The following is a 20,226-nucleotide window of genomic DNA, read 5'->3' as shown; positions in this document are numbered from 1 at the left end:
TTTACGGCCTGCGTTTTTTATATGCGCTTGCGGATGTGTTCCAGCGCGCCTTTTTCCAAGCGGGAGACCTGCGCCTGCGAGATGTGGATCTCGTCGGCGACCTCCATCTGCGTGCGCCCTTCAAAAAAGCGCAGACGAATGATGCGCTTTTCGCGCTCACTAAGACTGTCGATCGCCTCGCGCAGCGCAATGCTGGCGAGCCACTGCTCATCCGTGTTCTTGTTGTCCCCCACCTGATCCATCACGCAGACGGTATCCGTGCCGTCGTGAAAAACCGGTTCGAACAGTGACACCGGATCGAGGATCGCGTCGAGCGCGAGCACGACCTCCTCTTTGGGCATGTCCAGCAGCTTGGCCAGCTCGACGATGTCCGGCTCCCGCTGATGCTCGCGGACAAAGGCTTCCTTGGCCTGCAGCGCCTTATACGCCGTATCCCGCAGGCTGCGCGATACCCGCAATGCGCTGTTATCGCGCAGATATCGCCGGATTTCCCCAATGATCATCGGCATGAACATACAAAGTCGAAAAACAGTCATCCCGCCGGTGCGCGGCACGCGGCCGCGCCTTCGATGGCATAAAAAATCTCGATTTTTTCGTTTTGCAGCACGATTTTCTGCACACAGGCCCGCACCAACGTTTGCTTTTCCGCGTCACTCAATTTGTCCCAACAGGAACCAATGGTTTGCAGCGCCTGCCGCGCGGCGGTCTGGTCTTCGCGCTGCGCGTCTTGCTGCGCGCGGTCCAGCGCCTGCTCTGCGCGGCTATATTCGCGTCTGGCGCGCGCGATTGCCTCCCGCAAGGTATCATCCTCCCCGTCGGCAAAAAGCTCATACAGGCGGCGCAGCTTGCGCTGTGCACGGTCGAGCGCTCGGCGACATTCCGCCGGCGGTTTGCTGCTGCCGCGCGGCATTGCCGGCTGCGCCGCCAGCCGCGACAGATCGCGGATGACCACCGCCTCCACCTGCCGCGCCATCACGCCGCGGTTGGGGCAATCCGCGTCGTGCACCAGATGTGGCTTGGATTTGTCCCGCGAGTAACAGACCAGCTTATCGCCCGCGCCGCCCCATTTCTGATAGCGCATTTTCGCGCCGCAGTGCCCACAGACCAGCAAACCGGTCAGCAGCTTGCCGGATGCTGCGGCGCGCGGCTTGTCCGCCTTTTGCAGGCGGCGCCGCACCCGGACAAAGGTCTCCTTGTCCACGAGCGGCTCGTGCCGCCCGGGATAGGTCTCCCCGCGGTACACAATCACGCCGGTGTTGCTCTCCCGCAGCAGGATCTGCCGCACCAGATGCTCGTATTTCAGCCCCAGATCGCGTGCAATCCGTCCGGTCGATTGCCCTTCCAGATAGCGCGCGTAGATCTCGCGCACGGTATCCGCATCGCTGTTCGGCACCAGGATGCCCTTGGCCGCGTCGTAGTCATACCCAAAGGGGATTTTCCCGCCGCCCGGCCAAAAGCCCTGCTTGACGCGCTCGACCATGCCCATACGGGTGCGCAAAAAGATGTTTTCACGCTCGAGCTGCGCAAACGCGGACAGAATGCCGATCATCGCGCGGCCGTACGGGCTGCCGGTGTCAATATTCTCATTGATGGACACGAAATCCACGCCGTGCGGCAAAAACACATCCTCGATCAGGTAGAGCGTGTCCTTCTGGCTACGGCTGAGGCGGTCGAGCTTGTAGACGACCACGCGCTCCACCTGTCCGGCGCGGATGGCCTCCACCAGTTCGGTCACCGCCGGACGCGTCAAGTTGGAGCCGGAAAAACCACCGTCCACATAGCGCCGGAACCGGTCAATCCCCTTCATCCGACAGTAAGCTTCGAGCTTTTCCGCCTGCGCGGCCAGCGAATAGCCTTCATCCGCCTGCGCCTCGGTCGAAACGCGCAGATACAACGCCGTATGCTTCATAATTCATCCCTTCCGAGACTGCATCCCTCCGCCTCCAGTATAGCAGAGGGGGCTGTGTCCGGCAATGGAAGCTGCTGCCTGCTGCGCGCGGCGCCCAAAATCGCCCCCACGCCCTCCTGATCGAGCAGCAGCGGCGGCATCACGCCGTGCAGGCGCTTGCCGTTGAGATACCGGATGACCTGCATCCTATCACTCCCTTTCGCCTCTATTTTGCCCAAATATCCCGCAAAGCAACCCTTTGACAAAGCGATGCAGGAATTACTCAAAATCTACTCAAAATAATACTTGTGGAGCGATGTCGACAGGGTGTATAATGTGGTTACAATAGTTTGTCCGCGGCCACCCTCTGCGCCGGACAAACCCATTAAAATGGAGGAGAGTGCAACATGTTTGAAAATCTGATTGCCACGCTGAAAGCTGACAAGCGCAAGATCGTATTCACCGAAGGCCCCGATCCCCGCATCCTCGAGGCTGCTTCCCGCCTGAAGAAGGACGGCCTGCTGGATTCCATCCTGGTCGGCAACGTGGACGAAGTCAAGGCAGCGGCTCAGGCCGGCGGCTTCGATATCGAAGGAATGGAAATCATCGACCCCGAGACCTATCCGGAAATGGATGAGATGGTCGCCAAGATGGTCGAGCTGCGTAAGGGCAAGATGACCGAAGAGCAGTGCCGCACCGCGCTGGCAAAGGGCAACTACTTCGGCACGATGCTGGTCAAGATGGGCAAGGCAGACGCCCTGCTCGGCGGCGCTACTTACTCCACCGCGGACACCGTTCGTCCGGCGCTCCAGATCATCAAGACCAAGCCGGGCAACAAGATCGTAAGCTCCTGCTTCATTCTGCGCCGCGACGGCAAGGACGGCGGCGACGAGCTGTACGCAATGGGCGACTGCGCGATCAACATCAACCCGGGCGAGGACGATCTGGTAGAAATCGCTATCGAGACCGCCAAGACCGCCAAGGCGTTCGGCATCGACCCCAAGGTTGCAATGCTGAGCTACTCGACCAAGGGCTCCGGCAAGGGCGACACGGTTGACATGATGCGCAATGCCACCGAAAAAACCAAGGCTGCCGCGCCGGATCTGGCGGTTGACGGCGAGCTGCAGTTTGACGCTGCCTTCTCCCCGGTTGTCGCAGCGACCAAGTGCAAGGGCTCCCCGGTTGCCGGTCAGGCCAACACCTTCATCTTCCCGGACATCAACGCCGGCAACATCGGCTACAAGATTGCGCAGCGTCTGGGCGGCTTTGAAGCATACGGCCCGATCCTGCAGGGTCTGAACGCGCCGATCAACGACCTGTCCCGTGGCTGCAACGCGGACGAGGTTTACCAGATGGCAATTATCACCGCGGGCCTGAAGTAATCCCGCGCAAAACACTGCGTAAGCACCAACAAGGGGCGAAGCCAATGGCTTCGCCCCTTGTCTGTATCTGCCGCACGCATGAAAACCGCCGCATAAGAAAAGGACCGACCCTTGGGTCAGTCCTTTTTATTTTGTTCTTCCTGTTGCTTTTGCGCACGCGCCCGCTCCGCTGCGCGGCGGCGCTCCTTGGCCGAAACCGGCGGTCGCTCTTCCTTGACCTCGACAAATTCGCCGGTCGCCGGATCCAGCCGGCGCGGCCCGCGATAGTCGTTGGTGTCCGCGGACAGGCCGCGCTTTTTCAGCAGACTGCTGACCACTTCGGTCACCGCGCTGTACAGCACGGCAAACAGCGGCACGCCGACCGCCATGCCGGCAAATCCGAAAATGCCGCCGAACAGAAGGATGGCAAACATGACCCAGAAGCTCGACAAACCGGTCGAGTTGCCCAGGATCTTGGGGCCAAGGATGTTGCCGTCAAACTGCTGCAAAGCGAGAATAAACAAGACGAAATACACCGCCTGCACCGGGCTGATGACCATAATCAGGATAGTACTGGGGATCGCGCCGATAAACGGCCCGAAGAACGGGATGATATTGGTCACGCCGATGATAACCGAGATCAGCAAAGCAAACGACTGGTCCATGGTCATCAGGCCAAAGCCGATAAACAGGCGCAGACCGATAAAGCACAGCAGACCGATGATCAGCGAATCGATCAGCTTGCCGGTGATAAAACCGCCGAACACACGGTGCACATACGCCACGCGGCTCATGATGCGGTTGGCGCGATCGATCGAAAACAGGCTGTATGTCATCTTTTTGGCCTGTGCGCAGAAAGTATCCTTGCTGTTGAGGATATACAGCGCAATGATAATGCCGATCAGAATGTCAAACAGCACAGAAACCGTCGTCACCACGCCGGTCATCAGTTCAACTAATTGCGGCAGCGCGATGTTCTGCACCCAGTTGACGATCTGCTGCGAAAATTCCTCATAAATCTGGAGGAAATTCCGCTCGATCACGGGATTATCCTTGAGCAGCCCCGCAACCCAGCTGGAAATCTCGTTGAGATAGTCGTCCATCGACTCAAGCAGCGAAAAAATACTGACGACCAGCTGCGGCAGCACCATCCAGAGCAAAACGCCCACAACAGCAATGCCGATCAGCAATGTCAGGATACTGCACAATCCCTTGGCCACGCGGGTCCCGTTTTTCATGCGCCGGGCCAGCCGCGGCTGAATCCGCTTATACAGCGCATTGAAAACAGGCATCAGTAGATAGGCCATGATAAAACCATAGATGAACGGGCTGAGAATGCCCAGCAGATCCTGAAACATGTTCCAGATCGTCGGCAGCCATTGCAGCAGGAACACCACGACCGCACTGGAAACAATGACACAGAACGCGGTCAGGCCCCACTGAAAATAGTGCGGCTGCGCGCGGAACTTCGGTTTATTTTGCCGGGTCGGCTCCTCCACGGATACACCCCTCTCCCGCCGGGACAAACGCCCGGCCAATCATACTCAACAGATTATTCTTCGTCGCAGTTGAAGAAGATACGCCAGAACAGGTACAGCCAGCTTGCCGTAAACGCAAGGAACAGCACGCCGCGGAATTTCTTGAAAAAGCGCGAAAAGCATGCGCCCAGCCAAAGTCCCAGCGACAGCAGGCATACCTTGAAAATCGCAAAATCAAAAACGGAAAAGTCCTGTGCCTTGGAAACGGCATAGTCCGTCCAGCGGCCGGCCTGACTGCGCGCATCATCAGCGTACCGCAGCATCTGTTCCGCACGCGCGCGAAGGGCTTCCCGATCGATGTTTTCCAGATAGTTTTTCATAGCTGCTCTCTCCTTTATACATGACTTTGGGTTGAACGGACGGTTCTCCCGCCCCGCTGTTCCTTTGCAATGCTGCAAGGCACGGTTCCCATACACGAGATCCGTCCCAGCCGCATGCCGATACGCCGCGCGAGTGCATCCACATCCGCGCTGGCCGTATCCTGCAGGGCAGCCTGCAAAATCAGTCCAGCCGCACGCGCGTCCGAACCGGCTTCATGGTGGTTCAGCTCAATGCCCAGCGCCTGCGAAACCGTATCCAATTTATGATTTTGCAGTTCCGGCCATACCCGCTGCGACACTTTTACCGTGCACACATACCGGCATTCCGGCACGGGCAGATGATAATATGCCAGGCAGGCACAAAGCACCGCCGTATCAAACATAGCGTTGTGGCAAACCAGCACGCTGCCTTCCGCAAGCTCTGCCAGGCCGTTATTCCAAACCTCGTCAAACGTCGGCGCGTCCGCCACCATGGATTCCTTGATATGGTTGACGCGCACATTGCCCCAATGGAATTTGCCCACCTGTGCCGGGGGCTTGATCAGGGTCGTCTGCTCGGCCACCAAGGTATGATCTTCAAAAATGCTCACGCCCAAGGCGCAGGCGCTCAGCCGCGAAGCGTTTCCGGTTTCAAAGTCCAGTGCGATATATCTCATTGGATCGCCTCCCGGCGCCCTGCCTCCGCGCGTTCCTTCGCCGTCAGCAAAAACCGGTAAAACGGCGCCAGACGCTGCATGGTCTCCACCATCGGCTGCACGAATGAACCGTCCAGCAGCGGCGCAAAATCCGTATTTTCCCGGAAATCCACGCCGATTTCCTTGCGATTCAGCCAATCCTGATAGGCCGGCTCTGCATCCGGGAATTTGGGTCGTTTATAAAGTTCTCCCGCCAGATGCATGTGCGGACAGGACTGCACCGCGTCGTATGCTTCGAGAAACAGCTTATCCTCATGCAGGATCATCTCGCGCAGGGATTCCATTTCGCCCCTGCCCCATGCGCCCCAGCAGCCAAAGCCCCAGAACTCCGGATGAATCTCAAAATAATAACACGGCACGGACTCATGTTCCTGCCGTTTGCGGCGGAAAAACATCCACATATTCGCGCGGTACAGCGTTTTATCCTTGGTATAGCGTGTATCTCGGCGCACACGCGACACCATGCGCGACGGTGTGACCACAAACTGCGGGTCGATCTCCAGCATCGCGGGCGTCATCTGTGCGATCAATTCATGAAACGGCAAAATCACCTGCCGCTTGATTTCTTCTTTGTGTTCTTCGTAAAATTCCTTGCTGTTTTGCAGGCGGTTCAGCTGCAACAGGTCGATACCCGCAGCATTAAAGCCTGTGAATGCCATGAAAACGGGCACCACCTTTCTGTTTATCATTGTACCGCGTTTTCTCTGTGAACGCAACAGGATTTTGCTGTTTCACGCTGTGAAAACGCAAAATGTTGTGGGGTGTGGCCATTCTGTCCCGCGCAATATCCAAAAACAGACAAAAAAACCGCCCGCGGAAATCATTCCGCGAGCGGTTTCTATTTTTTGTTTCAGTCCAACGCGCTCCGCGTCGTCAGCCGGTCTTACGCCTCGGGAGCGTACAGAGCCTGCAGACGCTGCAGATGTGCGTAACGCTTGGTCGACTCAACCTCGGACTTAGAGAACAGCTTCTCCGCACGATCCGGGAAGGAGCGAGTCAGAGCAGAGAAACGCGCCTCGTTCATCATGAACTTGCGGTAATCCTCAGTCTTGGGCTCCTTGGACTCGAGAATGAACGGATTCTTGCCTTCCTTCGCGAGATCCGGGTTGAAGCGGAACAGGTTCCAGTAGCCGCAGTCAACAGCCTTCTTCATCTCAGCCTGGCAGTTGGTCATGCCGCCCTTGATGGAGTGCATTTCGCACGGAGCGTAGCCGATGATGAGGGACGGGCCGTGATAAGCTTCTGCCTCAGCGATTGCCTTGAGGGTCTGGTTCATGTTCGCGCCCATAGCGATCTGAGCAACGTATACATAGCCATAGCTCATTGCGATCTCAGCAAGGCTCTTCTTCTTGGTGGTCTTACCGGAAGCTGCGAACTGTGCAACAGCACCGATGTTGGTCGCCTTGGAAGCCTGGCCGCCGGTGTTGGAGTAAACTTCGGTATCGAATACCATAACGTTTACATCCTGGCCGGAAGCGAGGACGTGATCCAGGCCGCCGAAGCCGATATCATAAGCCCAGCCGTCGCCGCCGAAGATCCAGACGGACTTCTTAGCCAGGTATTCCTTGTGCTGGAGAACTTCCTTGCAAGCGTCGCAGCCAGCAGCCGCACCCTTTTCGAGCTCGGCAACCAGAGCCTTGGTCGGCTCTGCGTTAGCAGCGCCATCATCCTTGGTCTCCATGAACTTCGCGATCGCATCCTTGGTCTCAGCCGGGGTAGCGTCCGCCGCAGCCATCTCTTCCAGCTTGGAAATCAGGCGCTCACGGATAGCCAGCTGGCCATAGTACATACCGAGGCCGTGCTCCGCGTTGTCCTCGAACAGGCTGTTCGCCCAAGCCGGGCCGTGGCCGTCCTTGTCAACGGTGTACGGGCTGGTAGCAGCCGGGCCGCCCCAAATGGACGAGCAGCCGGTCGCATTGGAGATATACATACGGTCGCCGCAAACCTGGGTGATCAGGCGGGCATAAGAAGTCTCAGCGCAGCCTGCGCAGGAGCCGGAGAACTCAAGCAGCGGCTTCTTGAACTGGCTGTCCTTGACGGAGTTGACCGAGATCATGTCGGGCTTCTCGGCAACCTTGGCTACGCAATAATCGAACGCATCCTGCTGCGCCGCTTCCTGATCCTGCGGAACCATGGTGAGGGACTTGGTCGGGCAAACGCCAACACAGACACCGCAGCCCATGCAGTCGAGCGGGGAAACCGCCATGGTGTACTTGTAGACGCCCTTGCCCTTGCCGGCCTTGACATCGACGATCTTGGTCGAAGCCGGAGCAGCAGCAGCCTCTTCTTCGGTCAGCGCGAACGGACGGATGGTCGCGTGCGGGCAGACATAAGCACACTGGTTGCACTGTACGCAGGTATCCTGGTTCCAGGACGGAACGGTTACGGCTACGCCGCGCTTCTCGTAAGCGGCAGCGCCGTGCTCGAAGGAGCCGTCAACATGCTCGCCCGCGAAAGCGGATACCGGCAGGGAGTCGCCGTCCATACGGCCGATCGGCTCCATAACTTCCTTGACCATCTTGATGACTTCCGGACGGCCCTGCAGATCGCGGGTGTCTTCCGGCTCAACAGCGTCAGCCCAGGAAGCCGGAACGTCGATCTTGACGAACGCGGTAGCGCCGGCGTCGATGGCCTTGTGGTTCATATCAACGATATCCTGGCCCTTCTTCAGGTAGGACTTGGTCGCAGCTTCCTTCATGTAGCCGATCGCTTCTTCCTGCGGCATAACCTTAGCCAGCGTGAAGAAAGCGGACTGCAGGATGGTGTTGGTGCGCTTGCCCATGCCGATCTCGATGGCGAGGTCGATCGCGTTGATCGTGTAGAGCTGGATATTGTTCTTGGCAATGTAGCGCTTCTCAGAAGCCGCCAGATGATGCTCGAGTTCCTCAGGCGTCCACTGGCAGTTGATCAGGAATACGCCGCCCGGCTTAACGTCACGCACGATCGGGAAGTGCTTGGTGATGTAGGACGGGTTGTGGCAGGCTACGAAGTCAGCCTTGTTGATATAATAAGGAGACTTGATCGGCTTGTCGCCAAAACGCAGATGCGAAACGGTTACGCCGCCGGTCTTCTTGGAGTCGTACTGGAAGTACGCCTGAACGAACTTGTCGGTGTGGTCGCCGATGATCTTGATGGAGTTCTTGTTCGCGCCAACCGTGCCGTCGCCGCCGAGACCCCAGAACTTGCACTCGGTAGTGCCTTCCGCCGCAGTGTTCGGCGCGGGCTTCTCCTCGAGGGACAGGTAGGTTACGTCGTCGGTGATACCGATGGTGAACTGGCGCTTGGGCTCAGCCTTGGTCAGCTCCTCGTATACTGCGAAGACAGAAGACGGCGGGGTGTCCTTGGAACCCAGACCGTAACGGCCGCCGATGACGGTCTTATCGGTGATGCCGGCGTTTGCCAGAGCGGTAACAACGTCCAGATAAAGCGGCTCGCCCTGTGCGCCCGGCTCCTTGGTGCGGTCGAGAACCGCGATCTTCTTGGCAGTCTCCGGGATAGCAGCGATCAGCTTGTCCGCACGCCACGGACGGTACAGACGAACCTTAACCAGGCCGACCTTCTCGCCATGTGCGTTGAGGTAATCGATAACTTCTTCCGCTACGTCGCAGATCGAGCCCATCGCGATGATGATGCGGTCTGCATCCGGCGCGCCGTAGTAGTTGAACAGCTGATAGTTGGTGCCGAGCTTGGCGTTGACCTTGCCCATGTACTCCTCAACGATTTCCGGAACCGCTTCGTAGTACTTGTTGCAAGCCTCACGATGCTGGAAGAAAACGTCGCCGTTCTCGTGAGAGCCGCGCATCATCGCATGCTCCGGATTCAGAGCGCGCTTGCGGAACGCTTCGACAGCGTCCATATCGCACATTTCCTTCAGGTCCTCGTAATCCCAAACCTCGATCTTCTGGATCTCGTGGGAGGTACGGAAGCCGTCGAAGAAGTTGATGAACGGAACGCGGGACTTGATGGTCGCCAGATGGGCAACAGCACCCAGGTCCATAACTTCCTGCGGGTTGGTCTCAGCCAGCATAGCGAAACCGGTCTGGCGGCAGGCCATAACGTCAGAATGGTCACCGAAGATGTTCAGCGCATGGGACGCAACCGTACGCGCGGAAACATGGAATACGCAGGGGAGCAGTTCGCCTGCGATCTTGTACATATTCGGGATCATCAGCAGCAGGCCCTGAGATGCGGTGTAGGTGGTGGTCAGCGCGCCGGCTGCCAGAGAACCGTGCACCGTACCTGCGGCGCCCGCCTCAGACTGCATTTCGATTACCTTAACGGTAGTACCGAAAATGTTCTTCTGACCTGCGGCTGCCCACTGGTCCACGCTGTCTGCCATGGGGCTGGACGGGGTGATCGGATAGATACCCGCGACCTCGGTAAACGCATACGACACATGTGCCGCAGCGGTGTTACCGTCCATGGACTTCATCTTTCTTGCCATGTTTATATCCTCCTATTCAGTTATAACATGCTGAAGGGGTGAAAAGCCTTTTCCCGGTGTTTTTTGACACAGGAAAAAACCGTATTCACCGGCCGTTTTTATTCTATCACTCCTTACCAAAATTGTAAACACCAAATATGACAAATTCGTAACAATTTCCCGTTTTTTGATCGCAATTTCGTATTATGAAACAACAATCCCATACCATTTAAATATGTTACATTTGCTTTGCAGTTATCGTTTTGCATTGCGAAATTTCCAAAAATGCTGTATGATTATAAAACAGGAATTCAAATACAATGGGAGGAGTCCGATGGTTGCGCGCGTTTTTTCCGCGGGTCTGAGTGGCATTGACGGTTACGTTGTCACCGTGGAGTGCCTGCTGTCGGGCGGGCTGCCCCGGCTGGACGTCGTCGGGCTGCCGACCGGCGCGGTTTCCGAGGCGGGCGAGCGCGTGCGCGCCGCCGTCAAGGCCTGTTCGTTTGACTGGCCGGTCTCCCGTGTCACGGTCAACCTCGCCCCGGCGGATACCCGCAAGGCCGGCACGGCCTACGACCTTCCCATTCTGCTTTCCATCCTCTCGGCCGCCGGCCAGATCGACCCGCTGCCGCAGGATGCCGTTTTCCTTGGCGAGCTGTCGCTGTCCGGAACGCTGCGCCCGGTGTGCGGCGCATTGTCCATGGCGCTCGCCGCGCGGGACGCCGGGTTCCGAACGGTCTTTGTCCCCGTGCAGAACGCACAGGAAGCATCCTATGCCGCAGGCATCACCGTGCTTCCGGTAGCGGACCTGCCCGGCCTGCTGGACCATTTGTCCGGACGCGCCGCGCTCCCTCCCTGTCCCCCACCCGAACCACCGCCGCCGCAGGACGACGCGCTGGACTTTTCCCATGTGATGGGACAGCATGCCGTCAAGCGCGCGCTGGAGATTGCCGCCGCGGGCGGCCACAATATCCTGCTTTCCGGGCCGCCCGGCTCGGGCAAAAGCATGATGGCAAAGCGGTTTTCCACCATCCTGCCGCCGCTGTCGGACAGCGAACGGCTGGAGGTCATCCGCGTGTGGTCGGCCGTCGGCCGCGGACAGGAAGCCGTCGGGCGTGCCGCCCGTCCCTTCCGTGCCCCGCATCACACCACCTCTGCCGCCGCACTCACGGGCGGCGCAGGCACCGGCAGCCGTCTGCCCACGCCCGGCGAAATCTCGCTGGCGCACCGCGGCGTGCTGTTTTTGGATGAACTGCCCGAATTTCACCGCGACGTACTCGAAGCGCTGCGCCAGCCGCTGGAGGATGGCCGCGTAACCATTTCGCGCGTGGCCGGACAGGTCACCTATCCCGCGCAGTTTCAGCTGATCGCGGCGATGAATCCCTGCCGCTGCGGCTGGTACGGCACCGATCGCTGTACCTGTTCCAAAACCTCCGTGCAGCAATACCTGCGCCGGCTGTCCGGCCCGCTGCTCGACCGCATTGATTTGCAGGTTGCGGTGCAGCCGGTGGAATACGCGGCACTCGCCGCGCGCGGACAGGCAAACGAAGAAACTTCCGCTGCCATCCGCGCCCGCGTGCTGGCAGCGCGCGACGTGCAGTACCGGCGGCAAGGCGCGGACGTCTGCAACGCAGCCCTACCCCCTGCCCAGCTGGCCGAATGCTGCCCGCTGTCCGAGGAGGCTTCCGATCTGTTCCGCGCCGCTTTTGCGCGGCTCGGCCTGACGGCGCGCGCCCACGACCGCGTCCTGCGCATGGCGCGCACGATCGCCGATCTGGCGAACAGCCCCGTCATCGGCCCCGAGCACCTCGCCGAAGCGCTGCAATACCGCACGCTCGATCGTGCCGCAAACGGCTGATGCCCTGTGATTTTGTGGAAAAAGCTGTGGATACTGTGAATAAGTTCCTCTTTTTCGCAATTTTTACACAAATCGACAATCTCCCAAACATAAAAATACCCAATTCGATACCCATTCCAAGGAGGCCCTTAGTTATGCCACATCCGTTTTTCCGCCGCGCCGGCGCGCTCGCCCTGCTCGGTGCGCTGCTCACGCCGCAAGCCGGCGCCCTGTCCGACATTTCGGTCTGGGCGCAGGAAGGCGTCACTGCCGCACAGGAAGCCGGGCTGATGCCCAGCTCGCTGGAAGCGCGCAGCGCGAAAGGCGAAATCACCCGCGCCGAATTCTGCGGCATTGCTGTCAACGCCTATAAGGCGGTCAGCGGCAAGGCGGTTTTTGCATCCGGCAAAAAGCCCTTCCGGGACTGTGACGACCCCAGCGTCGTCGCGGCGTATGAGCTGGGGCTGGTCAACGGCCGCGGCGACGGCGTTTTCGACCCGGATGCCAGCATCGAGCGCCAGGATCTCTGCGTAATGCTGTACAACATTCTGGATGCCGCCGGCATCGACGCTCCCGCCATCGCAGGCGACGCCTGCGTGGAGGATTACCCCGACGTCCCCGAAATCAAGGATTACGCGGTCAATGCCATGATTACCATGGTGGACTATACCGTGGTCAACGGCATTGCCGGCAACGACCAGACCACCATCCTCGCTCCCGACGGCACGGCCACGCGCGAGCAGGCCGTCATCATGGCCAGCCGCTTCTGCTCCGCCTTCGCGGAGGAATCCGACAACACTTCGGATAACACCACCGACTCGTGGGATGATCCCGATCCGGATATGACGCTGCCGCAGACCGACGAAGAAAAGTGGGCGCTGGTCTATGGTGCAAGCACCGAAAAGTACCAGACCGCCGAAGAGGCCGAAGCCAACATCGTGGAGGTCGCCGTTCCGGTATGGCGTCTGCAATCCGACGGCACCAAGACCGCGGGCACGGCCTATATCGAGGTCAACCGCAGCCTCGCCCCGATCGTTGAGGATATTTTCGAAGAAATCTTCAACGGCGACGAACAGTTCCCGATCAAGAACGTCGGCGGATATTCGTGGCGCACGGGCGAACATTCGCAGGGCACCGCGATCGACATCAACTGGGAGGAGAACATGGAAGCGACCATCAACGCGGACGGTTCCCTCACCCCGACCACCGGTTCCTACTGGTTGCCGGGCGAAGACCCCTACTCCATCCCCGAAGGCGGCGATGTGTATAACGCATTCATCAGCCACGGTTTCCTGTGGGGCGGCAACGCATGGCGCAGCAAGCGCGACTATATGCACTTCAGCTATTTCGGCACCTGAGACGAAAATACAAAAAGGTCCTGCCAGATTGGCAGGACCTTTTTTCATCCATTCACATGCAGCAGACGCGTCTTGTGCTTGAGATAATAGCCCACGCCCGCCAGATCGGCCAGCGCCCAGCCGATCGGCACCGCCGCCCAGATACCGGTCACCCCGATCGCCGGCACGGCAGACAGCAGATACGCCAGCGCAACGCGCGTGCCCAGCGAGATCACGGTGAGCACCACCGACATGCCCGGCCGCTTGACCGCGCGATAAAACCCATACAGCAAAAACAGCAGGCCGATGCCAAAATAGCAGGACGCTTCGATCCGCAGATAGCCGACGCCGACCGCAATGATCTCGGTTTCCTCCGGCTGGATAAACAGGCCCATCAGCGGCCGCGCAAAGACGCAAACCGCCAAACTGATGACAACGCAGAACACAAATGCCGCCCCGACCGCGCTTCGGATGCCGCGGCGAATGCGTTCTTCATTGCGGGCGCCGAAGTTCTGCGCGATAAATGTGGAAAACGCGTTGCCGAAATCCTGCACCGGCATATAGGCAAAGGAGTCGATCTTGACCGCCGCGGCAAACGCCGCCATCACGGTCTTGCCGAAGCTGTTGACCAGCCCCTGCACCATCAGGATGCCGAAATTCATCACCGACTGCTGCACACAGGTCAGAACGGACAACCCGGCAATTTCGCGGATGACCGCGCGGTCCCAATGCATGTGCCGCCGCTCCACCCGCAGTTCGGGAAACCGCAGCAGGCAATAGGCTGCAATGCCGACACCGGACACATACTGCGCGATGACCGTTGCGACCGCCGCGCCCGTCACCCCCCAGCGGAACACCAGCACAAACAGCAGGTCGAGCGCGATGTTGAGCACCGCGGACGCGGCCAAAAACACCAGCGGTACCAGCGAATTACCCACCGCACGCAGCAGATTGGCAAAAAAGTTATACAGAAATGTCGCCGCGATGCCATAGAAAATACAGTACAGATACTGCCGCATGAGCGGCGCCACGGTATCCGGCGCATGCAGCACAAAAACAATCCCGTCCAGCCCGGCAAAAACCAGCAGGTTCATCGCAATGGTAATCAATCCAATCAGAAGGAAGGACAAAAACAGGCTGTTTTTCAGCCGCTCCATGTCGCGTTTGCCAAACTGCATGGCAAAAAAGGCGCTGCTGCCCATGCACAGGCCCAGCAGAATCGACGTGAGGAATACCATCAGCGTATAAGCAGAACCGACCGCCGCGAGCGCATCCGACCCCAGAAACTGGCCTACAATCAGCGTATCCGCTACATTATATAGTTGCTGCAGCAAATTGCCGACCATCAGCGGCAGCGCAAACAGCAGCAGCCGCTTGGTAATACTCCCCTCGGTCAGATCGAGCGACATCGCGCCATTCCCCCTTTTCCACTCTGCTTATCCTATCAGAATCCGGCGGCAGCGTCAACCGCCCCGCCGGACATAACCGACGGTTGAAAAATCCAACCACCGGTTAAACCGCGCCTCCATTGTGCACGGTGCGGCGGCATGGTAAGATAAACATACAAAAGGTCCTTTTGAATCTGCTGTGAAAAGGATGAACAACATGGAACTTTGCATCGGAACCACGATCCTTGCCGCGCGCCGCGCCAAAAAACTGACGCAGGAGGCGCTTGCCGATCTGGTCGGCGTATCCGCCGCGGCCGTCAGCAAATGGGAGACCGGCGCGAGCTATCCGGACATCACCCTGCTGCCGCCGCTCGCCCGCGCGCTCGGCCTGACGGTTGATGCGCTGCTTGACTTCCACCCCGCCCCCTCCAACGAAGAACTGCATGCGATCAGCGAGCGCCTGCGCGCCGTATTCGATGAGCAGGGCTTCGCCGCCGGGCAACAGCAAGCGGAGGCCGTGCTGCGCGAATATCCGTCCTGCGGCCAGCTGAAAACCTTGATCGGCGGGCTGTATTTCCATTATCTCGCCTCCGCTCTCGCGCACGCGGACGACCCGGAGCAGGAAAGCGAAGCGCTGATCGCGCACTGCCTTGCGCTGTTCGAGCAGGGTGAAGCGCAAAGCGAAACCGAAAATGAGAAGATGGGAGCGCGGCTGCTGCGCATTAACACGCTGACCATGCTCGGACGCTGCGAAGAAGCCGAGGCGCTGATCGACACCCTGCCCGCCCGGCAGCCGCTCGACGCAGATGTGCTCCGCATCAACCTGTATCTGGCGCAAGACAAGGTGCCGGAAGCCGAACAACTGACCCGCAAACAATTGCTCACCCATGTGCACGAAGTATTAAGCGCACTGATGTACCTGACGACCGCCGCGCGGCGGCAAAAGGATTTCCCGTCCGCGCACCGCTGCTGGGATGCTCTTTGCGCGATAAACGAACTGTTTGCCCTCGACCGCTCCAACGACCTGCTGATCGGCATTTTGCTTGCGCAGGACGAAGGCAGCACGGAACAGGCACTCAAGTTATTTGAGCAGTACATCGACGCGCAGCTGGCGTTTACACTCGACTACCGTCAAAACCCGTTTTTCGCCGGTACACAGACCCGCGTGCCGACCCAAAACGAGATCGCCGAAATGCGTCGGCTGACGCTGCGCTCGATCGAGACGGACGGGCAGTTCGCGCCCATCCGGGATGAGTCCCGGTTTCGCGCCGCCGTCGAACGTTTCCGCGCCGCGATCCCGCCCGAAGCATAAAAAAAGTGCCCGAAACGCGTTTCCGTTTCGGGCACTACCCTTTTATGAGACGATTTTTCATATTTAGAATGGAACTCCCTTTTTTGTTCTCCGGGAAATAAATATAAAAAAACCACGCGGCCGCATTTCTTTTTCAGCATGCGCGCCCTGCGTGGACATATCCGTAAGCGTTTTACTTATCGCTATGCGTCTCATGTTCGTCACCGAAGATCAGATCATCGATATCCGGGCGATCGGGCTGCTGAGGGATTCTCAGATGTCTCATGTTGTTTTCCACCTCCTCTTTTACTTTGCTTAAGTTCAGTATAACATCTTATGCAAAAAAAGCAAATAAAATTCCTGTAAAGTTACACAAATGTAACAATTTTGTTTCACCTGTTTTATGCTTGCATGCGACAAAATCCAACATTTGGATATAAAAATACCCCGCCCTGCCGATGCAGCCCAATTAGTAACCTGCACGACTCATGCAGGTGGGTTTTCTGTTTGGCATATCTGCGCTTCCAACGTCCGTGTATACCCGGGAGGCCTGCTGCTCGATGCCAAAACGTTCCGAAATCCCGTACTAAAAATGTGGGTTAAAAAAGGGCTGCTGTCGCACAGGGCAGGGATTTGACTGATCCGTGCCGTTTGCGGCGTGGATTGTACTGACGCGCTGCGGCGTGCGGTTATTCTTCTTCCTCCGCCTCGGCGCGCTCCATCACGATATCGAAAACCGCGTCCGCGATCTCATCATCCTCGACCGCTTCGAGCAGTTCCTCGCCGTTTTCCTCGACGATCTGCATGATGACGACCTCCGCGTCCTCCTCAACGGAAAGCTCCGCCGGGATAAACGCCAGATAGGTCGTTCCCTGATATTCCACGGTGTCGATGTGCTCAAATTCAACTTCGTTGCCGTCCTCATCGATCAGCGTGACAAAATCGTTGCCGTATTCCTCACTCATCATCCGGCACCTCCTTGTGTTTCAAGTTCGGGCTGAAAAGGAGAAGCCTTCTCCTTGCTTTAAGCATAACAAATCGCGTCCCTTTTGTAAAGCCCCATTCTCAGGCGCCGTACTGTCATAGTATGCTGCCTGTGCGAAATATCATACCAGTTAAAATTACCGAAATAAAGCCTTGACTTTGTACGCGGATTCTGATATAGTATTTCAGGTAACAAGGAAGAAGGCAATGTCCTCACCCGCAGCGTTTTGAGCAAACGGGTCAATAAAGCACAAATCTGTTTTGGGCAGGTTTGCGGTTTATGCAGGGAGGACGGTCGCTTTCGATCGGTCCTTTTTCTTTTTGTCTTAACCCATTTATCGTTTGGAGGTGCTTACCAATCAGCAGCATGGAACATCAAATCAATGAAGAGATCCGCGACAAGGAAGTCCGTCTGATCAGTGACGACGGCCAGCAGCTCGGTATTGTTCCCATCCAGCAGGCGCAGGAAGCCGCCGTTGAAAAGGGCATGGATCTGGTCAAGATCGCCCCGCAGGCGAAACCGCCGGTCTGCAAAATCATGGACTACGGTAAATTCCGTTTCGAACAGGCCAAGCGCGAAAAGGAAGCGCGCAAAAACCAGCGCGTCGTGGAGATCAAAGAGATTCGCCTGACCCCCAACATTGACGTCGGCGACCTGAACACCAAAGTGAAAAACGCCTGCCGCTTCCTCAAGGACGGCGACAAGGTCAAGGTTTCGGTTCGTTTCCGCGGCCGCGAGGTCACGCACGCGTCGCTTGGTCAGGATCTGCTCCATCGCTTCGCGGAGCTGTGCGCGGATTGCAGCACGGTGGAAAAGCAGCCCAAGCTCGAAGGCCGCCAGATGCTGATGTTTCTGGCGCCCGCTAAGGACAAGTAAACCAAAACGCGCCCAGCGCGCAAATTCAGAGAGGAGCAAACCTTATGCCTAAGATCAAAACGCACAGCGGTGCAAAGAAGAGATTCTCCGTAACCAAGAACGGCAAGTTCAAGCGCGGCCATGTCGGCAAGCGTCACCTGCTCAACGGCCATGGTAAGACGACCAAGCTCAAGCGCCACCTCCGCAAGGAAGGCTTCGCGGATTCCACGAACGTAGCGCAGCTCAAGCGTCTGCTGCCGTATAAGTAAGTAAAAACATCTTTCATATAGGAGGCAATTACAATGGCAAGAGTTAAGGGCGCAATGATGACGCGCAAAAGAAGAAAGAAGATCCTGAAGCGTGCAAAGGGCTACTGGGGCGCCAAGTCCACCCATTATCGTGTAGCCAACCAGGCTGTCATGAAGAGCCTGAAGTACGCTTATATCGGCCGCAAGCACAAGAAGCGCGACTTCCGCCGCCTGTGGATCACCCGTATTTCGGCTGCCGCTAAGTCCTGCGACATGAACTACAGCCGCTTCATGAACGGCCTGAAGAAGGCCGGCATCGACCTGAACCGCAAGATGCTCGCGGATCTGGCCGTAAACGACAAGGCTGCATTCGCTGCTCTGGCTGAGAAGGCCAAGGCTGCGCTTTAATTCATCCGGATGAAAACCCTGCTGCTTTTGCAGCAGGGTTTTTTTGTCATCCCGCACAAAAGGCGCACGGCTTTTTCTTGCCCTGCGCATCAAATTGCGCTATAATAGGTTTGTGATTTTTATAACGCACAAAGAAAGGTGGTCATTCTATGCAGCAGCCGATCCGAATTACTTCCCGTTCCAACAAACGTCTGTATGCAGACGCGATTCCGGGTCATTTTGCAACCAACCATTCCCATATCAATTACTACATTGATATGTCCGAAATCAAGCATAACATGGCCATGGCACTCGAAGCTGCGCGCAGCATTGCGTTCCGCTTCTCCACCGTCAGCATCGATACGCTGCTTTGTCTGGAAGGCACCGAATATATCGGCGCCTATGTCGCAAGGGAGCTTGCCAACTCCGGCATCGGCAGCCTGAACACCAACAAGGCCATTTACCTTGTCGAGCCGGACAGCAACGTCAACGGCCAGTTCATGTTCGCGGACAACCTGCGCCCCATGATCGAGCACCGCAACGTGCTGGTTCTGGTCAACACCGCTTCCACCGGACAGACCTTGTCGCAGACCCGCGAGTGCATCGAATATTACGGCGGCCGCGTTGCCGGTTATTCTGCGCTGTTCTCCAATATCTCCGAACTCGACGGCAAACCGGTCTTCAGCCTGTTCTCGGGCGAGGATTTCCCGCATTACCACAACTTCGTGCGCGGCAAAAACTGCCCTGCCTGCGCGGCCGGCGTTCCGCTGGACGCGATCGTCACCCCGCGCGGCTACACCAAACTGTAACAGAAAAACCGGAAGGCTCAGCCTTCCGGTTTTTGTTTTGCGCATCCGCGATGCGCACAGCATCCGCCCCGCATGCAATGCGCGCGCTTTTCACACACCGCAACGTCGCCGCCTTCGATGCGGAGTATCCTGCCGTTTACCAGCGCTTCCGCCAGTTTGCGCCGCGCGGTATTATAGATCGACTGCACGGTCGTGCGTGCCACGCCCATCTGCGCGGCTGCCTGTTCCTGCTGCATGCCCTGCAAATCGATCAGGCGGATGACCTCATATTCGTCCAGCCCCATCGTGACCGGCTCGCCCGCGCAGCCCATGCCGCGCGGGCCAAATTCCCGGCAGACCGGCAGGCCGCACACACGGCGGCATTTTTTCGGTCTGGGCATGGCTCAGCCGTGGCAGTGACCGCCGCAGTGGTGGTCGCCATGCGACGAGCAGTCATGCCCTTCCCCATGGTGCTCGTGATGGCTGCACTGAACATCCGGATTGTACGCGAGCGAACCGGACAGAAATGCCTCAACTGCCGCGTCCGCACTGCCCTGCACGCCGCCGAGCAGACGGATATTCGCTTCGGCCAGCGCGGCCTGCGCGCCGCCGCCAATACCGCCGCAGATCAGTGTATCCACGCCCTGCGCCGCGAGAAAGCCCGCCAGCGCGCCGTGGCCGCTGCCGTTGGTATCGACAACCTGAGAAGAAAGGATTTTCCCATCCTTGGCTTCATATACTTTGAACTGGGCGGTGTGGCCGAAATGCTGGAAGACCTGACCGTCCTCATAAGTGACTGCGATTTTCATAAAAACGCCTCCGTGTTTTGTTTCCGGCATATGCCGGTTATATAAGTATGATACCACATTTCCGGCATATGTCAAG

18 protein-coding genes, 1 other RNA gene and 2 pseudogenes are annotated in these 20,226 nt (G+C 58.0%); 8 read left to right on the top strand and 13 right to left on the bottom strand.

Annotated features, from left to right (window positions below; translation table 11 throughout):
- Positions 1–17: 17 nt before the first annotated feature.
- From EJL02_RS08230 to EJL02_RS08220, 3 genes and pseudogenes are all read right to left on the bottom strand, one after another.
- Positions 18–509: pseudogene (locus EJL02_RS08230) on the bottom strand (sigma-70 family RNA polymerase sigma factor); the annotation flags it as partial.
- A gap of 23 nt (positions 510–532) precedes the next feature.
- The gene (locus EJL02_RS08225; protein WP_125115925.1) at positions 533–1,909 is read right to left on the bottom strand and encodes a recombinase family protein; all 1,377 of its coding nucleotides are present in this window, start codon (positions 1,907–1,909) and stop codon (positions 533–535) included.
- On the bottom strand, positions 1,906–2,094 hold the full coding sequence (locus EJL02_RS08220; protein ID WP_125115924.1) for a hypothetical protein: 189 nt from the start codon (positions 2,092–2,094) through the stop codon (positions 1,906–1,908). The genes EJL02_RS08225 and EJL02_RS08220 overlap by 4 nt, the downstream gene beginning before the upstream one ends.
- Before the next feature lie 201 nt (positions 2,095–2,295).
- On the opposite strand from EJL02_RS08220, the gene pta reads away from it, so the two are divergent.
- Positions 2,296–3,270: a phosphate acetyltransferase gene (gene pta / locus EJL02_RS08215; protein ID WP_125115923.1), complete on the top strand. Its 975-nt coding sequence runs from the start codon at positions 2,296–2,298 to the stop codon at positions 3,268–3,270.
- Between the two features lie 116 nt (positions 3,271–3,386).
- Here the strand turns inward: pta and EJL02_RS08210 are convergent, their stop codons facing one another.
- The 5 genes from EJL02_RS08210 to nifJ form a co-directional block, all read right to left on the bottom strand.
- Positions 3,387–4,748, bottom strand: a complete 1,362-nt coding sequence (locus EJL02_RS08210) for an AI-2E family transporter (RefSeq protein WP_125115922.1) — start codon at positions 4,746–4,748, stop codon at positions 3,387–3,389.
- A gap of 53 nt (positions 4,749–4,801) precedes the next feature.
- Entirely contained in the window at positions 4,802–5,107 is a 306-nt protein-coding gene (locus tag EJL02_RS08205) for a hypothetical protein (RefSeq protein ID WP_125115921.1), read from the bottom strand.
- 14 nt (positions 5,108–5,121) lie between these two features.
- A complete protein-coding gene (locus tag EJL02_RS08200) occupies positions 5,122–5,763 on the bottom strand; it encodes a 3'-5' exonuclease (protein ID WP_125115920.1) in 642 nt (213 codons plus the stop codon).
- Positions 5,760–6,461 carry a DUF2461 domain-containing protein gene (locus tag EJL02_RS08195; protein ID WP_164510348.1) on the bottom strand — a complete coding sequence of 234 codons (702 nt, stop codon included), beginning with the start codon at positions 6,459–6,461 and terminating at the stop codon, positions 5,760–5,762. The genes EJL02_RS08200 and EJL02_RS08195 overlap by 4 nt, the downstream gene beginning before the upstream one ends.
- 224 nt (positions 6,462–6,685) lie before the next feature.
- Entirely contained in the window at positions 6,686–10,246 is a 3,561-nt protein-coding gene (gene nifJ / locus EJL02_RS08190; RefSeq protein WP_125115918.1) for a pyruvate:ferredoxin (flavodoxin) oxidoreductase, read from the bottom strand.
- Positions 10,247–10,559: 313 nt separating this feature from the next.
- On the opposite strand from nifJ, the gene EJL02_RS08185 reads away from it, so the two are divergent.
- Entirely contained in the window at positions 10,560–12,083 is a 1,524-nt protein-coding gene (locus EJL02_RS08185; RefSeq protein WP_125115917.1) for a YifB family Mg chelatase-like AAA ATPase, read from the top strand.
- 134 nt (positions 12,084–12,217) lie between these two features.
- Positions 12,218–13,420 carry a M15 family metallopeptidase gene (locus tag EJL02_RS08180; protein ID WP_164510347.1) on the top strand — a complete coding sequence of 401 codons (1,203 nt, stop codon included), beginning with the start codon at positions 12,218–12,220 and terminating at the stop codon, positions 13,418–13,420.
- Positions 13,421–13,464: 44 nt separating this feature from the next.
- Here EJL02_RS08180 and EJL02_RS08175 read toward each other — a convergent pair whose 3' ends face one another.
- Positions 13,465–14,808, bottom strand: a complete 1,344-nt coding sequence (locus EJL02_RS08175; RefSeq protein ID WP_125115915.1) for an MATE family efflux transporter — start codon at positions 14,806–14,808, stop codon at positions 13,465–13,467.
- Positions 14,809–15,004: 196 nt separating this feature from the next.
- Here EJL02_RS08175 and EJL02_RS08170 point away from each other — a divergent pair, with 196 nt between their 5' ends.
- Positions 15,005–16,099: a helix-turn-helix domain-containing protein gene (locus tag EJL02_RS08170; RefSeq protein ID WP_164510346.1), complete on the top strand. Its 1,095-nt coding sequence runs from the start codon at positions 15,005–15,007 to the stop codon at positions 16,097–16,099.
- Positions 16,100–16,518: 419 nt separating this feature from the next.
- Here the strand turns inward: EJL02_RS08170 and ssrS are convergent.
- A non-coding RNA gene (gene ssrS / locus EJL02_RS08165) (6S RNA) lies at positions 16,519–16,713 on the bottom strand.
- Positions 16,714–16,767: 54 nt separating this feature from the next.
- Positions 16,768–17,046, bottom strand: coding sequence for a DUF1292 domain-containing protein (locus tag EJL02_RS08160; RefSeq protein ID WP_243114432.1), 279 nt, complete (start codon positions 17,044–17,046; stop codon positions 16,768–16,770).
- A gap of 383 nt (positions 17,047–17,429) precedes the next feature.
- Between EJL02_RS08160 and infC the strand changes: the two genes are divergently transcribed.
- The 4 genes from infC (at position 17,430) to EJL02_RS08140 (ending at position 19,362) form a co-directional block, all read left to right on the top strand.
- Positions 17,430–17,939 carry a translation initiation factor IF-3 gene (gene infC / locus EJL02_RS08155; protein WP_243114431.1) on the top strand — a complete coding sequence of 170 codons (510 nt, stop codon included), beginning with the start codon at positions 17,430–17,432 and terminating at the stop codon, positions 17,937–17,939.
- A 44-nt stretch (positions 17,940–17,983) separates the two neighbouring features.
- Positions 17,984–18,187 (top strand): 50S ribosomal protein L35, encoded by a 204-nt coding sequence (gene rpmI, locus EJL02_RS08150; protein WP_054327617.1) that lies wholly within the window; start codon positions 17,984–17,986, stop codon positions 18,185–18,187.
- A gap of 33 nt (positions 18,188–18,220) precedes the next feature.
- The gene (rplT, locus tag EJL02_RS08145; protein ID WP_125115912.1) at positions 18,221–18,574 is read left to right on the top strand and encodes a 50S ribosomal protein L20; all 354 of its coding nucleotides are present in this window, start codon (positions 18,221–18,223) and stop codon (positions 18,572–18,574) included.
- A gap of 149 nt (positions 18,575–18,723) precedes the next feature.
- Complete coding sequence (locus tag EJL02_RS08140; protein ID WP_125115911.1) at positions 18,724–19,362, top strand: orotate phosphoribosyltransferase; 639 nt, start codon at positions 18,724–18,726, stop codon at positions 19,360–19,362.
- A 17-nt stretch (positions 19,363–19,379) separates the two neighbouring features.
- Here the strand turns inward: EJL02_RS08140 and EJL02_RS08135 are convergent, their stop codons facing one another.
- Together EJL02_RS08135 and EJL02_RS08130 are read right to left on the bottom strand one after the other, a co-directional pair.
- On the bottom strand, positions 19,380–19,742 hold the full coding sequence (locus EJL02_RS08135) for a DUF134 domain-containing protein (protein ID WP_125115910.1): 363 nt from the start codon (positions 19,740–19,742) through the stop codon (positions 19,380–19,382).
- A gap of 3 nt (positions 19,743–19,745) precedes the next feature.
- Positions 19,746–20,153 (bottom strand): annotated as a pseudogene (locus tag EJL02_RS08130) (NifB/NifX family molybdenum-iron cluster-binding protein); the annotation flags it as partial.
- Between the last annotated feature and the right edge of the window lie 73 nt (positions 20,154–20,226).

It is taken from the genome of Agathobaculum sp. Marseille-P7918, assembly GCF_900625105.1.
GTDB lineage: Bacteria > Bacillota > Clostridia > Oscillospirales > Butyricicoccaceae > Agathobaculum.
The sequence above is the reverse complement of the archived record's forward strand: the minus strand, read 5'-3'. Positions and strand labels throughout refer to the sequence as shown.

Bases quoted from the DNA above. Each gene is read 5' to 3' on its own strand.
- EJL02_RS08225 (WP_125115925.1), bottom strand. From the start codon at position 1,909: ATGAAGCATACGGCGTTGTATCTGCGCGTTTCGACCGAGGCGCAGGCG.
- EJL02_RS08220 (WP_125115924.1), bottom strand. From the start codon at position 2,094: ATGCAGGTCATCCGGTATCTCAACGGCAAGCGCCTGCACGGCGTGATG.
- pta (WP_125115923.1), top strand. From the start codon at position 2,296: ATGTTTGAAAATCTGATTGCCACGCTGAAAGCTGACAAGCGCAAGATC.
- EJL02_RS08205 (WP_125115921.1), bottom strand. From the start codon at position 5,107: ATGAAAAACTATCTGGAAAACATCGATCGGGAAGCCCTTCGCGCGCGT.
- EJL02_RS08200 (WP_125115920.1), bottom strand. From the start codon at position 5,763: ATGAGATATATCGCACTGGACTTTGAAACCGGAAACGCTTCGCGGCTG.
- EJL02_RS08195 (WP_164510348.1), bottom strand. From the start codon at position 6,461: ATGGCATTCACAGGCTTTAATGCTGCGGGTATCGACCTGTTGCAGCTG.
- nifJ (WP_125115918.1), bottom strand. From the start codon at position 10,246: ATGGCAAGAAAGATGAAGTCCATGGACGGTAACACCGCTGCGGCACAT.
- EJL02_RS08185 (WP_125115917.1), top strand. From the start codon at position 10,560: ATGGTTGCGCGCGTTTTTTCCGCGGGTCTGAGTGGCATTGACGGTTAC.
- EJL02_RS08180 (WP_164510347.1), top strand. From the start codon at position 12,218: ATGCCACATCCGTTTTTCCGCCGCGCCGGCGCGCTCGCCCTGCTCGGT.
- EJL02_RS08175 (WP_125115915.1), bottom strand. From the start codon at position 14,808: ATGTCGCTCGATCTGACCGAGGGGAGTATTACCAAGCGGCTGCTGCTG.
- EJL02_RS08170 (WP_164510346.1), top strand. From the start codon at position 15,005: ATGGAACTTTGCATCGGAACCACGATCCTTGCCGCGCGCCGCGCCAAA.
- EJL02_RS08160 (WP_243114432.1), bottom strand. From the start codon at position 17,046: ATGATGAGTGAGGAATACGGCAACGATTTTGTCACGCTGATCGATGAG.
- infC (WP_243114431.1), top strand. From the start codon at position 17,430: ATGGAACATCAAATCAATGAAGAGATCCGCGACAAGGAAGTCCGTCTG.
- rpmI (WP_054327617.1), top strand. From the start codon at position 17,984: ATGCCTAAGATCAAAACGCACAGCGGTGCAAAGAAGAGATTCTCCGTA.
- rplT (WP_125115912.1), top strand. From the start codon at position 18,221: ATGGCAAGAGTTAAGGGCGCAATGATGACGCGCAAAAGAAGAAAGAAG.
- EJL02_RS08140 (WP_125115911.1), top strand. From the start codon at position 18,724: ATGCAGCAGCCGATCCGAATTACTTCCCGTTCCAACAAACGTCTGTAT.
- EJL02_RS08135 (WP_125115910.1), bottom strand. From the start codon at position 19,742: ATGCCCAGACCGAAAAAATGCCGCCGTGTGTGCGGCCTGCCGGTCTGC.